The sequence below is a fragment of the Pseudomonas sp. LPB0260 genome (assembly GCF_013388395.1).
In genome coordinates this window covers 1,286,917-1,299,570 of the sequence record NZ_CP058247.1, presented here as the reverse complement: position 1 = coordinate 1,299,570, position 12,654 = coordinate 1,286,917, and the positions used below count along the sequence as shown (strand labels likewise).

The 12,654-nt window shown below is 67.8% G+C and carries 12 protein-coding genes; 4 read left to right on the top strand and 8 right to left on the bottom strand.

Features of this window, described 5'->3' with window-relative positions; genetic code table 11:
• Window positions 1–12 precede the first annotated feature (12 nt).
• Together LPB260_RS05635 and LPB260_RS05630 are read left to right on the top strand one after the other, a co-directional pair.
• Complete coding sequence (locus LPB260_RS05635; protein ID WP_208707728.1) at window positions 13–1,002, top strand: asparaginase; 990 nt, start codon at window positions 13–15, stop codon at window positions 1,000–1,002.
• Between the two features lie 118 nt (window positions 1,003–1,120).
• Window positions 1,121–1,576 (top strand): GNAT family N-acetyltransferase, encoded by a 456-nt coding sequence (locus LPB260_RS05630; protein WP_256625506.1) that lies wholly within the window; start codon window positions 1,121–1,123, stop codon window positions 1,574–1,576.
• 91 nt (window positions 1,577–1,667) lie between these two features.
• Here the strand turns inward: LPB260_RS05630 and glsB are convergent, their stop codons facing one another.
• The 5 genes from glsB to LPB260_RS05605 form a co-directional block, all read right to left on the bottom strand.
• Complete coding sequence (gene glsB, locus LPB260_RS05625) at window positions 1,668–2,576, bottom strand: glutaminase B (RefSeq protein ID WP_208707727.1); 909 nt, start codon at window positions 2,574–2,576, stop codon at window positions 1,668–1,670.
• A gap of 99 nt (window positions 2,577–2,675) precedes the next feature.
• Window positions 2,676–2,978 carry a DUF3240 family protein gene (locus tag LPB260_RS05620; protein ID WP_208707726.1) on the bottom strand — a complete coding sequence of 101 codons (303 nt, stop codon included), beginning with the start codon at window positions 2,976–2,978 and terminating at the stop codon, window positions 2,676–2,678.
• Window position 2,979: 1 nt separating this feature from the next.
• Window positions 2,980–3,921: a sodium-dependent bicarbonate transport family permease gene (locus tag LPB260_RS05615; RefSeq protein ID WP_208707725.1), complete on the bottom strand. Its 942-nt coding sequence runs from the start codon at window positions 3,919–3,921 to the stop codon at window positions 2,980–2,982.
• Between the two features lie 122 nt (window positions 3,922–4,043).
• Window positions 4,044–5,849, bottom strand: coding sequence for a sodium-extruding oxaloacetate decarboxylase subunit alpha (gene oadA, locus LPB260_RS05610; RefSeq protein ID WP_208707724.1), 1,806 nt, complete (start codon window positions 5,847–5,849; stop codon window positions 4,044–4,046).
• Between the two features lie 15 nt (window positions 5,850–5,864).
• Window positions 5,865–7,280 (bottom strand): acetyl-CoA carboxylase biotin carboxylase subunit, encoded by a 1,416-nt coding sequence (locus LPB260_RS05605; protein WP_208707723.1) that lies wholly within the window; start codon window positions 7,278–7,280, stop codon window positions 5,865–5,867.
• Between the two features lie 227 nt (window positions 7,281–7,507).
• Between LPB260_RS05605 and LPB260_RS05600 the strand changes: the two genes are divergently transcribed.
• The gene (locus tag LPB260_RS05600; RefSeq protein ID WP_218281540.1) at window positions 7,508–8,455 is read left to right on the top strand and encodes a LysR family transcriptional regulator; all 948 of its coding nucleotides are present in this window, start codon (window positions 7,508–7,510) and stop codon (window positions 8,453–8,455) included.
• Here LPB260_RS05600 and LPB260_RS05595 read toward each other — a convergent pair.
• Complete coding sequence (locus LPB260_RS05595) at window positions 8,397–8,621, bottom strand: PA3496 family putative envelope integrity protein (RefSeq protein ID WP_208707721.1); 225 nt, start codon at window positions 8,619–8,621, stop codon at window positions 8,397–8,399. The genes LPB260_RS05600 and LPB260_RS05595 overlap by 59 nt on opposite strands.
• Before the next feature lie 192 nt (window positions 8,622–8,813).
• Window positions 8,814–9,683, bottom strand: a complete 870-nt coding sequence (gene hexR, locus LPB260_RS05590) for a transcriptional regulator HexR (protein WP_208707720.1) — start codon at window positions 9,681–9,683, stop codon at window positions 8,814–8,816.
• 111 nt (window positions 9,684–9,794) lie between these two features.
• On the opposite strand from hexR, the gene zwf reads away from it, so the two are divergent.
• On the top strand, window positions 9,795–11,282 hold the full coding sequence (gene zwf, locus LPB260_RS05585) for a glucose-6-phosphate dehydrogenase (protein ID WP_208707719.1): 1,488 nt from the start codon (window positions 9,795–9,797) through the stop codon (window positions 11,280–11,282).
• A gap of 30 nt (window positions 11,283–11,312) precedes the next feature.
• Here zwf and LPB260_RS05580 read toward each other — a convergent pair whose 3' ends face one another.
• A complete protein-coding gene (locus tag LPB260_RS05580; RefSeq protein WP_208707718.1) occupies window positions 11,313–12,560 on the bottom strand; it encodes an MFS transporter in 1,248 nt (415 codons plus the stop codon).
• Window positions 12,561–12,654: the final 94 nt, after the last annotated feature.

Here is a 12,654-nt window from a genome sequence, read left to right as displayed (position 1 = left end):
GAGGAGACGCCAATGCCTACGACAAAAATTCTGGTGCTCTACACCGGCGGCACCATCGGCATGCAGCAGACCGCCGCCGGTCTGGCGCCGGCCTCCGGTTTCGAGTCGCGCCTGCGCTCGCAACAGGCCCTGGAAACCGCCCGCCAGCTGCCCGACTGGGTATTCCGCGAACTGCTGCCACCGATCGATAGCGCCAACATGAGCCAGGCCAACTGGCTGGCGATGGTCGAGGCGATCCGCGCCGGCGTCGAACAGGAGGGCTGCGACGCGGTGCTGGTGCTGCACGGCACCGATACCCTGGCCTACAGCGCCGCGGCCTTGAGCTTCCTGCTGCTGGGCCTGCCGGTGCCGGTGGTGCTGACCGGCTCCATGCTGCCGGCCGGCGCCCCGGACAGCGACGCCTGGAGCAACCTGTTCGGCGCCATGCAGGCGCTGCACCAGGGCATCGCCGCCGGCGTGCACCTGTATTTCAACGGCCGGCTGATGCAGGGCAACCGGGTCAGCAAGCTGGGCAGCGCGGTGTTCGACGCCTTCAGCGAACTGCCGCGCCGGCGCAGCGCGGCACGGGCCGGGGTGATTCCCGCCGAGCTCGACTACCGCCGGCCGCGCCAGCCGGTGAGCCTCGCGGTGCTGCCGCTGTACCCGGGCATCCAGGCCGCCCAGGTCGAGGCGCTGCTGGCCGGCGACGTGCGCGGGCTGCTGGTCGAGTGCTACGGCAGTGGCACCGGACCGTCGGACGATGCCGCGCTGCTCGCCGCGCTCAGGTCGGCCCACGAGCGTGGCGTGGTGCTGGCGGCGATCAGCCAGTGCCCCCACGGCCATGTCGAGTTCGGCGTCTATGCCGCCGGCAGCCAGCTGGCCAGCGCCGGCCTGGTCTCGGCCGGTGGGATGACCCGCGAAGCGGCCCTGGGCAAGCTGTTCGCCCTGCTCGGCGCCGGCCTGGACCAGGCGCAGGTGGAGCAGTGGTTCGCCGTCGACCTGTGTGGGGAAAACGCCGACTGAGGCCCGCTGTGCCCTGCGCCGGCGCACCGCCGGTTCGGGGCGCACGGCCCACTGCGGGCTTGCAGCCTGGGCCCAAGGGTTTCAGGATGACAGCTCAGCCCCCCAGGAGCCCGCTCCCATGCCCATTCGTATCGACGTTGAGATCCGCCCGGTCGGCGCCGACGACCATGCCGCCTGGCTGCCGCTGTGGCAGGGCTATCAACGCTTCTACATGACCGAAATCCCCAGCGCCGCCAGCGACCAGGCCTGGCAGCGCTTCCTCGACCCCGGCGAGCCCATGCACGCAGCCCTGGCCTGGCACGACGGCCAGGCCGTGGGCCTGGTGCACTGGATCTACCACCGCTCGACCTGGACCGCCGGCGACTACTGCTACCTGCAGGATCTGTTCATCGCCAAGGACCTGCGCAGCAGCGGCGTCGGCCGCCAGCTGATCGAGCATGTCTACGACCAGGCGCACCAGGCCGATTGTGCGCGGGTCTACTGGCTGACCCACGAGAGCAACAGCCGCGCCATGCTGCTGTACGAGCGCGTCGCCGAACGCTCGGGCTTCGTCCAGTACCGCAAGCTGCTGTAGGGTGGATCGCCCGTTCTCGATCCACCAGACCCCGTGCTGGATGTGAACGGCGACATCCACCCTAGGACTCAGTCGCCGGGCGGCGGCGGACTCAGAACACCGACCAGCCGATGCGCTGGCTGAGCAGCTCCAGTGCTGCCATGCCGGCCAGGGAGTTGCCGGCGGCGTTCAGCTCCGGCGACCAGACGCAGACGCTGAAGCGCCCCGGCACCACCGCGACGATGCCGCCGCCAACCCCACTCTTGCCCGGCAGGCCGACCCGGTAGGCGAAGTTGCCGGCCTCGTCGTACAGCCCGCTGGTGGCCATGATGGCGTTGACCTGCTTGGCCTGGCGGGCGCTGAGCACCTGTTCGCCGCTGTGCGGACAGAAGCCGTCGTTGGCCAGGAAGCTGAAGGCCCGGGCCAGGTCGACGCAGCTCATGCGCAGGGCGCAGTGGCTGAAGTAGCTGCGCAGCACCGCCTCGACGTCGTTGTGGAAGTTGCCGAAGGCCTGCATCAGGTAGGCCATGGCGGCGTTGCGCGCGCGATGCTGGTACTCCGACTCGGCGACCCGGTTGTCGATCACCAGCTCGGGGTTGCCGGCCAGGCGGCGGACGAAGTCGCGCATCGACAGGGCCGGAGCGGCGAAACGCGACTGGTTGATGTCGCAGATCACCAGGGCACCGGCGTTGATGAACGGATTGCGCGGCCGGCCACGCTCGAACTCCAGCTGCACCAGGGAGTTGAACGGTTGCCCGGAGGGTTCGTGGCCGAGACGCTGCCAGATCGCCTCGCCGGAATGGCCGATGGCCTGGACCAGGCTGAACACCTTGGAAATGCTCTGTATCGAGAAGGCCGTACGCGCATCGCCGGCCAGGTGCAGCTCGCCGTCGTTGCCGTACACGGCGATGCCCAGTTGGTTCGGCGCGACATCGGCCAGGGCGGGGATGTAATCGGCCACCTTGCCCTGGCCGATCAACGGGCGGACTTCGTCGAGTATCTCGTTCAGCAGTGCTTGCATGGTCGGGTTCGCAGCCATCCCCGGACGGCGCCCGGGCTATGGCTGCTAGACGCTCGCGGGCCGGCGCTGATCACAGCGCCGGCCCGCGGTGGCCGCGGATCAGAACTTCTGCGGGCGCAGCACTTCGACCTCGGCCAGGTAACAGATCATCGCGTAGTCGGCGTAGTAGCGCTGCTGCAGGTGCCCGGCCAGCTGCTCGGCCCGCTCGCGGGTGCAGATGATCTCCACGCGGATGTTGCCCTCGGTGTCCCAGCCGGCGCTGCGCACGCCGTGGGCGCCGCGACCGCGCGCATCGGCGATGGTCCAGCCGGGCGCGCCGAGGTGTTCCAGGTCGGCCACCAGCTTCTTCTCCAGGGCCGCCTCGCAGATCACGGTGAGCAGGGTACGGGTCGATGCATTCATGTCAGATCCCCCAGGCGATGAGTTTTTCGGCCAGCGCGTGATAGAGCGGAATGCCGATCAGGATATTGAAGGGGAAGGTGATCCCCAGGGACGCGGTCAAGGATAACGAGGGATTGGCCTGGGGCAAGGCCAGGCGCAAGGCCGCCGGTACGGCGATGTAGGAGGCGCTGGCCGCCAGGGTGGCGAGCATGGCCGTGCCGCCGAGCGACAGGCCCATGAAGCGTGCCAGCAGGGCGCCGATCAGCGCGCCGAGCAGCGGCATCAGCAGGGCGAAACTCACCAGGCGCAGGCCGAACTGCTTGAGTGAGCCCAGCTGGCCAGAGGCGATCAGGCCCATCTCCAGCAGGAAGAACGCCAGCACCGGCTTGAACATGCTGGTGTACAGCGGCTCCAGTGGCTTGATCGCCTCCTTGCCGGCCACCGCGCCGATGATCAGGCCGCCGAGCAGCAGCATGATGCTCTTGCCGAGGAAGATCTCCCGACCCAGCTCGCCCCAGTGGGTATCGCGGCTGATGCCCTTGGCCAGGATGATGCCGACCAGGATCGCCGGGACCTCGAGGATGGCCACGAACAGCGGCATGTAGCTCTCGAAGGCGATCTCCCGCGAGACCATGTAGGCGACCACCACGGCGAAGGTACCGGCACTGACCGAGCCGTAGTGCGCCGCCACCGCCGCCGCGTTGATGCGGTCGAAGCGCAGGCCGCGCAGCATCACGAAGGCCAGCAGCGGCAAGCCGATGCCCAGCAGCAGTACCAGCGCCGACTGGCCGAGCAGTTGCGCGCTTGCCTGCTCGGCCAGCTCCACCCCGCCGTGCAGGCCGATGGCCAGCAGCAGCACGATCGACAGCGTCTCGTAGAGCGCCGGTGGCAGCTTCAGCTCGCTCTTCAGCAGGCCGGCGGCCAGACCGAAGACAAAGAACAACACTACGGGATCGATACCCATTTCACGCTCCTGAATCGGCCGACACCCATCGACCGGGCAAAAAAAGGGAGCCTTGCGGCTCCCAGAGGACTCACTCGTTACAAGACGTTGGAAAGCCTAGATGACGATACATGTCGCGGCCTTCACTCGATCTCGATCAATACTTCGCCCGGGTTGACCCGGTCGCCCTTGGCCACATGCACGGCCTTGACGGTGCCGGCGATTGGCGCCTGCACCTCGGTTTCCATCTTCATCGCCTCGGTGATCAGCACCGCCTGGCCGGCCTTGACCGCATCGCCTTCCTTGACCAGGACCTCGACGATGTTGCCCGGCATGCTGGTGCTGACGTCGCCCGGCGCCGCGGCGGCCTTGCGCTTGCCGCCGGCACCGGCGACGAACTCGTTGAGCGGCTCGAACACCACCTCCTCCGGCATGCCGTCGATCGACAGGTAGAAGTGGCGCTTGCCGTCACCCTTGACGCCGACGCCGGTGATATCCACTCGGTAGCTCTCGCCGTGCACGTCGACGATGAACTCGGTCGGCACCCCTTCGCCGCCCGCCGCCGCCACGCCACCCGCCTCGGGAATCGGCAGCAGCGCTTCGGGGGTCAGGGTGCCGGCTTCGCGCTCCTCGAGGAACTTGCGGCCGATGTCCGGGAACATGGCGTAGGTCAGCACGTCTTCCTCGGACTTGGCCAGGGCGCCGATCTCGCCGCGCAGCTTGACCATCTCCGGCTTGAGCAGGTCGGCCGGGCGCACGTCGATCACCTCTTCGCTGCCGATCGCCTGCTTGCGCAGCTGCTCGTTGATCTTGCCCGGGGCCAGACCGTAGCGACCCTGCAGGTAGAGCTTCACCTCGTTGGTGATGGTCTTGTAGCGCTCGCCGGCGAGCACGTTGAACACCGCCTGGGTGCCGACGATCTGCGAGGTCGGGGTGACCAGCGGCGGGAAGCCGAGGTCCTCGCGCACCCGCGGGATCTCCTCGAACACCTCGTTGATGCGGTCCAGGGCGCCCTGCTCCTTGAGCTGGTTGGCCAGGTTGGACATCATCCCGCCGGGCACCTGGTTGACCTGCACGCGGGTATCCACGGCGGTGAATTCGCTCTCGAACTGGTGGTACTTCTTGCGCACCGCGTAGAAGTACAGGCCGATCTCCTGCAGCAGCTCCAGGTCCAGGCCGGTGTCGTACTCGCTGCCCTTGAGCGCGGCGACCATCGACTCGGTGCCCGGGTGGCTGGTGCCCCAGGCCATGCTGGAGATGGCGGTGTCGATATGGTCGGCGCCGGCCTCGATCGCCTTGAGCTGGCACATGGCGCCGAGCCCGGCGGTGTCGTGGCTGTGCACGAACACCGGCAGGTCGACCTCCTCCTTCAGCGCCTTGACCAGGTCGAAGGCGGCGTAGGGGGTGAGCAGGCCGGCCATGTCCTTGATCGCCACCGAGTCGATGCCCATGGCCTGCATGGCCTTGGCCTGCTTGACGAAGGCCTCGACCGTGTGCACCGGGCTGACGGTGTAGGCCAGGGTGCCCTGGGCGTGCTTGCCGGCGGCCTTGGTCGCCTCGATGGCCACGCGCAGGTTACGCACGTCGTTCATCGCATCGAAGATGCGGAACACGTCGATGCCGTTGACCGCCGCCTTGGCCACGAAGGCCTTGACTACGTCGTCGCTGTAATGGCGGTAGCCGAGCAGGTTCTGCCCGCGCAGGAGCATCTGCAGGCGGGTGTTGGGCAGCGCGGCCTTGAGCTTGCGCAGGCGCTCCCAGGGATCTTCCTTGAGGAAGCGGATGCAGGCGTCGAAGGTGGCGCCGCCCCAGACTTCCAGGGACCAGTAACCGACCTTGTCCAGCTTGTCGCAGATCGGCAGCATGTCCTCGGTGCGCATGCGCGTGGCGAGCAGCGACTGATGGGCGTCGCGCAGGACGGTATCGGTGACGGTGATCTTCTTGCTCATGTTCTGATCCTTCCCTTACAGGCCAGCGTGGGCCGCGATGGCAGTGGCGATGGCGATGGCCAGGTGCGACGGGTTGCGTTTGATCGAGTACTCGGTCAGTTCCGGATGGCTCTCGACGAAGCTGGTATTGAACTGGCCGCTGCGGAATTCCGGATTGCGCAGGATTTCCTGGTAATAGGCGGCGGTGGTCTTGACCCCCTGCACGCGCATGTCATCCAGGGCGCGCAGGCCACGGTCCATCGCCTCTTCCCAGGTCAGCGCCCAGACGATCAGCTTCAGGCACATCGAGTCGTAGTAGGGCGGAATGGTGTAGCCGGTGTAGATCGCAGTGTCGGTGCGCACACCGGGGCCGCCGGGGGCGTAGTAGCGGGTGATCTTGCCGAAGCTGGGCAGGAAGTTGTTCTTCGGGTCCTCGGCGTTGATGCGGAACTGCAGGGCGAAGCCACGGTGGATGATGTCTTCCTGCTTGACCGACAGCGGCAGGCCGCTGGCGATGCGGATCTGCTCGCGGACGATGTCCAGGCCGGTGATTTCCTCGGTGATGGTGTGCTCCACCTGCACCCGGGTGTTCATCTCCATGAAGTACACCTCGCCCTCGGCCAGGAGGAACTCCACGGTACCGGCGTTCTCGTAGCCCACCGCCTGGGCCGCGCGCACCGCCAGGTCGCCGATATAGGCGCGCTGCTCGGGGGTCAGCTGCGGGCTCGGGGCGATCTCGATGAGCTTCTGGTTGCGCCGCTGGATCGAGCAGTCGCGCTCGTACAGGTGCACGGTGTTGCCGTGGCTGTCGGCGAGGATCTGCGCCTCGATGTGCTTGGGGTTGACGATGCACTTCTCGAGGAACACCTCGGCGCTGCCGAAGGCCTTGGTCGCCTCGGAGATCACCCGCGGGTAGGCCTGCTCCAGCTCCTCGCGGCTGTTGCAGCGGCGGATGCCGCGGCCGCCACCGCCGGAGGTGGCCTTGAGCATCACCGGGTAACCGATGCGCTCGCCTTCGCGCAGCGCCTCTTCCAGGTCGGCGACGTTGCCTTCGGTGCCGGGGGTGACCGGCACGCCAGCCTTGATCATGCTGCGCCGGGCCTCGGTCTTGTCACCCATGCGGCGGATCACCTCGGCGCTCGGGCCGATGAACTTGATCCCGCGTTCTGCGCAGATCTCCGCCAGCTCGGCGTTTTCCGAGAGGAAGCCGTAGCCCGGGTGCAAGGCGTCGCAACCGGTTTCCACCGCCAGATTCACCAGCTTGCGCGGGTTCAGGTAGCCGGCCAACGGGTCGTCGCCGATGCCGTGGGCCTCGTCCGCGCGCTTGACGTGCAGCGCCATGCGGTCGGCGTCGGAGTAGATGGCCACCGAGCGGATGCCCATCTCGGCGCAGGCACGCACGATGCGGACGGCAATCTCACCGCGGTTGGCAATCAGGATTTTCTTGATCACAAGCGTTTTCCTCGGCCAGGCTCAGATAGATCGTTGCTGGCGCGCCGGCATCAGCCGGTCTGCGCGCGACTGCTATCCAGCTAGCGGTCGCGTCATCACCCTACGCCGAACAACCAATTACCCAAAATTAATAATAATTTGATTAGCTATAAGTAATAGCTAATACACTCTGCCTGGCAGCCCGCCCGAATCGCTCGAAAACGAGGTACAAAGTGCGTAAGTCTTTGATGCGCATGACATTGCGCCAGCTCCAGGTGTTCCGCTCGGTGTGCCAACAGCGCTCCTACAGTCGCGCCGCGGAAGAGATGTCACTGACCCAGCCGGCGGTCAGCCTGCAGATTCGCCAGCTGGAGGAACTGCTCGGCCAGCCGCTGTTCGACTACGTCGGCAAGAAGCTGCACCTGACCGACGCGGCCGAGGCCCTGCAACTGGCCAGCGCCGACATCTTCGGCCGCCTGGAGAGCCTCGACATGCAGCTGACCGACCTGCAGGGCTCCCTGCAGGGGCAGTTGAGCCTGGCGGTGGAATCCAGCGCGAAGTACTTCGTTCCTCACCTGTTCGCCGCTTTTCGCCGGGATTACCCCGAGGTCAGCCTGCAACTGGTGGTGGTCAATCACGCCCAGGCGCTCAAGCGCCTGAGCGCCAACCGCGACGACCTGCTGATCATGTCGCTGGTGCCGTCGGACATGGCCCTGGAGTTCCTGCCGTTTCTCAACAACCCCATCGTCGCCGTGGCGCCACCCGAGCACCCGCTGTGCGGCGCCGAGCAACTGCGTTTGCAGGACCTGACCGGCTGGCCGCTGCTGGTGCGCGAGCCCGGCTCGGGCACGCGCAAGGCCTGCGAGGAATACTGCCACCAGAAGCGCGCGCACTTCGCCCACACCCTGGAGGTCGGCTCCCTGGAGGGCCAGGCGGAAGGGGTGATCGCCGGCCTCGGCCTGGCCCTGCTGCCACGCCACGCGGTGCGCCGCGAACTGGCCCAGGGCGTGCTGCGCGAGCTGCCGGTCGCCGAGCTGCCGCTGATGCGCAGCTGGTGCGTGGTGCACCCGCGGGGCAAGTACCTGTCGCCGGTGGCCCAGGCCTTCTTCGCCTATGTGCGCAACCAGCGCAGCCAGATCAGTGCCCTGGCCGAGCGCTTCGCGGCTCCAGGGCCTGACGCGACGCCGGGTAGCTAGCGGCGATCAGCTCGGGATAGTCGGCCAGCAGCGCCTGCAAGCGGCGTTGCTCGGCATAGCTCTCGATGGCCCGGCGATAGGCCATGCGGCGCTGGTCCAGCGCCTTGCGGCGGGCCTTGGCATCGAGCTTGGCGCAGGACTGCGCCTGATCCACATAACCAGACATGCTGTGACTCCCAGACCGAGTAGCGGGAGTTCCAGCCTGCTTTTGCTTGATGACGCGATGACGGCAGCGCGATGAAGCTGCGATGACCGATGCCGGTAGGGTGCGCCTCGCGCACCGAGGCCCTGGATTGTTTAAGGTGCGCGCGGCGCACCCTACTGCAGGAGTCGTTGCTTCATGGCCGCCGCTGCCGCCCTAGTGCTCCTCGACCACCTTCACCGACTTGGGCGACAGGCGCAGGCTGCGCAGGCTGCGCTTGACGCTCTTGAGGTGGTTGACCAGGCTCGGCCCGCGGGCCATGGCCACGCCCATGGCCAGCACGTCGATTACCACCAGGTGGGCGATGCGCGAGGTCAGCGGGGTGTAGATCTCGGTGTCCTCCTGCACGTCGATCGCCAGCACCACCGAGGCCAGGTCGGCCAGCGGGGTCTGGCTCGGGCACAGGGTGATCAGGGTGGCGCCGGTCTCGCGGACCAGGTTGGCGGTGATCAGCAGGTCCTTGGAGCGGCCGGACTGGGAGATGCAGATGGCCACGTCGGTGGGCTTCAGGGTCACCGCGCTCATCGCCTGCATGTGCGGGTCGGAATAGGCCGCGGCGTTCAGCAGCAGGCGGAAGAACTTGTGCTGGGCATCGGCCGCCACCGCGCCGGAGGCGCCGAAGCCGTAGAACTCCACGCGCTGGGCCTGGGCACAGGCGGCGATGGCCTGCTGCAGGGCCTGGGGGTCGAGGTGCTCGCGCACCTCCATCAGGGTGTGCAGGGTGGTGTCGAAGATCTTCAGGCTGAAGTCGGCGACCGAGTCGTCCTCGTGGATCGCGAACTGGCCGAAGCTGGCGCCGGCGGCCAGGCTCTGCGCCAGCTTGAGCTTGAGGTCCTGGAAGCCGCCGCAGCCGATGGCCCGGCAGAAGCGCACGATGGTCGGCTCGCTGATGCCGACGTTGTGCGCCAGCTCGGCCATGGAGCTGTGCATCACCGCAGCCGGATCGAGCAGTACGTGGTCGGCGACCTTGAGCTCCGACTTGCGTAACAGGTGGCGGGACTGGGCGATGTGCTGCAACAAATTCACAAGATTAGGCTCGGCTTGATGGATGGCGTATCCGGCGACCGCCCCTCATCCAAGTGGCGACTCGGTTATGATCGGAACAGCCGGGTTGTAGTGAGCTTGTAGTTATACTACATGCCCGCCTCCCCCGCACGGCCAAACCGAGTCGGAGTTCCTGCTTTGAGCATTTCCTGTGACATGCTGGTCTTTGGCGGCACCGGCGACCTCGCCCTGCACAAGCTGCTGCCCGCCCTCTACCACCTGCATCGCGAAGGCCGCCTGCACGCCGAGGTGCGCATCGTCGCCCTGGCGCGCAGCCAGCACAGCCGCGCCGCCTACCAGGCCCTCGCCGAGCGCCGCTGCCGCGCCCAGGTGGCGCGGGCCGATTTCGACAACGACACCTGGCAGCGCTTCGCCGAGCGCCTCGACTACTTCGCCATGGACGCCGGGCAGAGCGCCGACTTCGGCCGCCTGGCCAAGTACCTGGGGGGTGACGAGGCGCGCGTGCGGGTGCACTACCTGGCCACCGCACCGGACCTGTTCGAGGACATCGCCGCGCACCTGCAGCTCGCCGGCCTGGCCGGGCCCAAGGCGCGCATCGTGCTGGAGAAACCGATCGGCCACTCGCTGGAGTCGGCTCAGGCGATCAACGCCGCCATCGGCGCGGTGTTCGACGAGTCACGGGTGTTCCGCATCGATCACTACCTGGGCAAGGAGACCGTGCAGAACCTGATGGCGCTGCGCTTCGCCAACGCCCTGTTCGAGCCGGTGTGGCGCGCCGGGCATATCGACCATGTGCAGATCAGCGTCTGCGAGACCCTCGGCGTGGAGAACCGCGGCGCCTACTACGACCATGCCGGGGCCATGCGCGACATGGTGCAGAACCACCTGCTGCAGTTGCTCTGCCTGGTGGCCATGGAGGCGCCGGTGCGCTTCGACGCCGAGGCGGTGCGCAACGAGAAGGTGAAGATACTCGAGGCGCTCAAACCCATCGGCGGCCTCGACGTGCAGGACAAGACCGTGCGCGGCCAGTACAGCGCCGGGGTCCTCGGCGGGCATGACGTGCCGGCGTACTACTTCGAGAAAAATGTCGACAACGACAGCGATACCGAGACCTTCGTCGCCCTCCAGGCGGAAATCGACAACTGGCGCTGGGCCGGCGTGCCGTTCTTCCTGCGCACCGGCAAGCGCATGGCGCGCAAGGCCTCGGAGATCCTCATCCAGTTCAAGCCGGTGCCGCACCGCCTGTTCGGCGACGGCGAAGCCAACCGCCTGCTGATCCGCCTGCAGCCGGAGGAACGCATCAGCCTGCAGCTGATGGCCAAGCACCCCGGCAAGGGCATGCGCCTGAAACCGGTGGAGCTGGACCTCAACCTGGCCGCGGCATTCAGCAAGCAGCGCCGCTGGGATGCCTACGAGCGCCTGCTGCTGGACGTGATCGAAGGCGACTCGACGCTGTTCATGCGCCGCGACGAGGTGGAAGCCGCCTGGGAGTGGATCGATCCGATCATCAAGGGCTGGCACCAGCACTACCAGAGCCCGCGCCCCTACCCGGCCGGCAGCAACGGCCCGGAGCAAGCGCAGAGCCTGCTGGAGCGGCATGGCCGGCAGTGGGCGGACTGAGCCCGGGCGCCGGGGCGGCGGCCATGGGCATCAGCACGTAGCCGCCTGCGCCCGCCGGAAATACAGCGGCAGCAGCCCCAGCACCAGCAGGCCCAGCGCGCCGGCGCACAAGAACAGTCCGGCATAACCCAGCCAGGCGGCCAGCAGCCCGCTGGTGGCGCCGACCAGGCCGCCGAGCAGCAGCTGCGCCGAGGCCTGCAGGGTGAAGTCGGCGCCTTCGTGCTCGGCGCGGCACTGGCGCATCATCGCGGCGAACAGCGCCACCGTGGACATGCCGTCGGCCGCCTGCTCGAACAGCGCCAGCAGATAGACCAGCGCGTGATCGCCACCAGCCTGCGCCAGCGCGGCCATGGCGCCGATGCCCAGGGCCTGCAGGGCACCGAACAGCAGCAGCGCCCGCAACGCGCCGAGGCGCGCGTAGAGCAGGCCGCCAAGCAACGCCCCGGCGATCCCCACCAGGCTGCTGATCAGGGTCAGCCGGCCCAGCTCGGCCGTGCTCCAGCCCTGGTCCACCAGCATCGGCTTGATCATCGGCGAACCGAGGGCGTCCCCCAGCTTGAAGCTCAGCAGCACCGCCAGCCACAGCAGCATGCCTGGCTGCACCAGCAGGCCGCGGTAGTGCCGCAGCAGCAGGCCGGGGCCGGACGGCTCGGCCAGCGCCGGGCGAAAGGGCAGCTGCTGGCGCTCGGCGAAGCGCCAGATCGGCACCAGGGTGAGCAGCAGCAACAGCAGCAGCAGGCCCATCGACAGGCTCCAGCCGAGGCTGTCGTAGACCAGCAGCAGGCCGCTGCCGCTGACCAGCATGCCGACCTTGTAGCCGCCCACCTGCAGGCTGTTGCCCAGGCCGCGCCAGCGCTCCGGCAGCAGGCGCACGGTGAGACCGTCGGTGGCGACGTCCTGGGTCGCCGCCGCCAGGTTGACCAGCAGCAGCAGGCCCAGCAACAGCGGCAGCTGGCTGCCGAACAGCTCGCCCGGCGCCAGCAGGGCGAGCCCGGCGACGACCAGGGCGATGCCGCCCTGCAGCGGCAGGATCCAGCCGCGATGATGGCCCAGACGCGGGGAGGACAGGCGGTCGACCCAGGGCGCCCAGAGCACCTTGAGCAACCAGGGCAGGGCCAGCAGCTTGAGCAGACCGATCAGCGCCAGATCGACGCCGTGCTGGCGCAGCAGCACCGGCAGCGAGTGGGCGATCAGCCCCGAGGGCAGGCCCTGGGCGCAATAGAGCGAGGCCAGCAACAGCAGGGTGGCGTTGGCGGGGCGACTATCGGATGTCGACATGGGTGCGTCTCGCGGTGCGAAGCACGCGACAGTAGCGGGCCGCGACCCGTCCGGACAATAGCTGTAACCGCGCCCAACCTGCGGCCGGGCCGCC

What these genes read in the sequence shown, in the direction of transcription:
- LPB260_RS05635 (WP_208707728.1), top strand. Translation starts at nt 13, where the DNA reads ATGCCTACGACAAAAATTCTGGTGCTCTACACCGGCGGCACCATCGGC.
- LPB260_RS05630 (WP_256625506.1), top strand. Translation starts at nt 1,121, where the DNA reads ATGCCCATTCGTATCGACGTTGAGATCCGCCCGGTCGGCGCCGACGAC.
- glsB (WP_208707727.1), bottom strand. Translation starts at nt 2,576, where the DNA reads ATGCAAGCACTGCTGAACGAGATACTCGACGAAGTCCGCCCGTTGATC.
- LPB260_RS05620 (WP_208707726.1), bottom strand. Translation starts at nt 2,978, where the DNA reads ATGAATGCATCGACCCGTACCCTGCTCACCGTGATCTGCGAGGCGGCC.
- LPB260_RS05615 (WP_208707725.1), bottom strand. Translation starts at nt 3,921, where the DNA reads ATGGGTATCGATCCCGTAGTGTTGTTCTTTGTCTTCGGTCTGGCCGCC.
- oadA (WP_208707724.1), bottom strand. Translation starts at nt 5,849, where the DNA reads ATGAGCAAGAAGATCACCGTCACCGATACCGTCCTGCGCGACGCCCAT.
- LPB260_RS05600 (WP_218281540.1), top strand. Translation starts at nt 7,508, where the DNA reads ATGCGCATGACATTGCGCCAGCTCCAGGTGTTCCGCTCGGTGTGCCAA.
- LPB260_RS05595 (WP_208707721.1), bottom strand. Translation starts at nt 8,621, where the DNA reads ATGTCTGGTTATGTGGATCAGGCGCAGTCCTGCGCCAAGCTCGATGCC.
- zwf (WP_208707719.1), top strand. Translation starts at nt 9,795, where the DNA reads ATGCCCGCCTCCCCCGCACGGCCAAACCGAGTCGGAGTTCCTGCTTTG.
- LPB260_RS05580 (WP_208707718.1), bottom strand. Translation starts at nt 12,560, where the DNA reads ATGTCGACATCCGATAGTCGCCCCGCCAACGCCACCCTGCTGTTGCTG.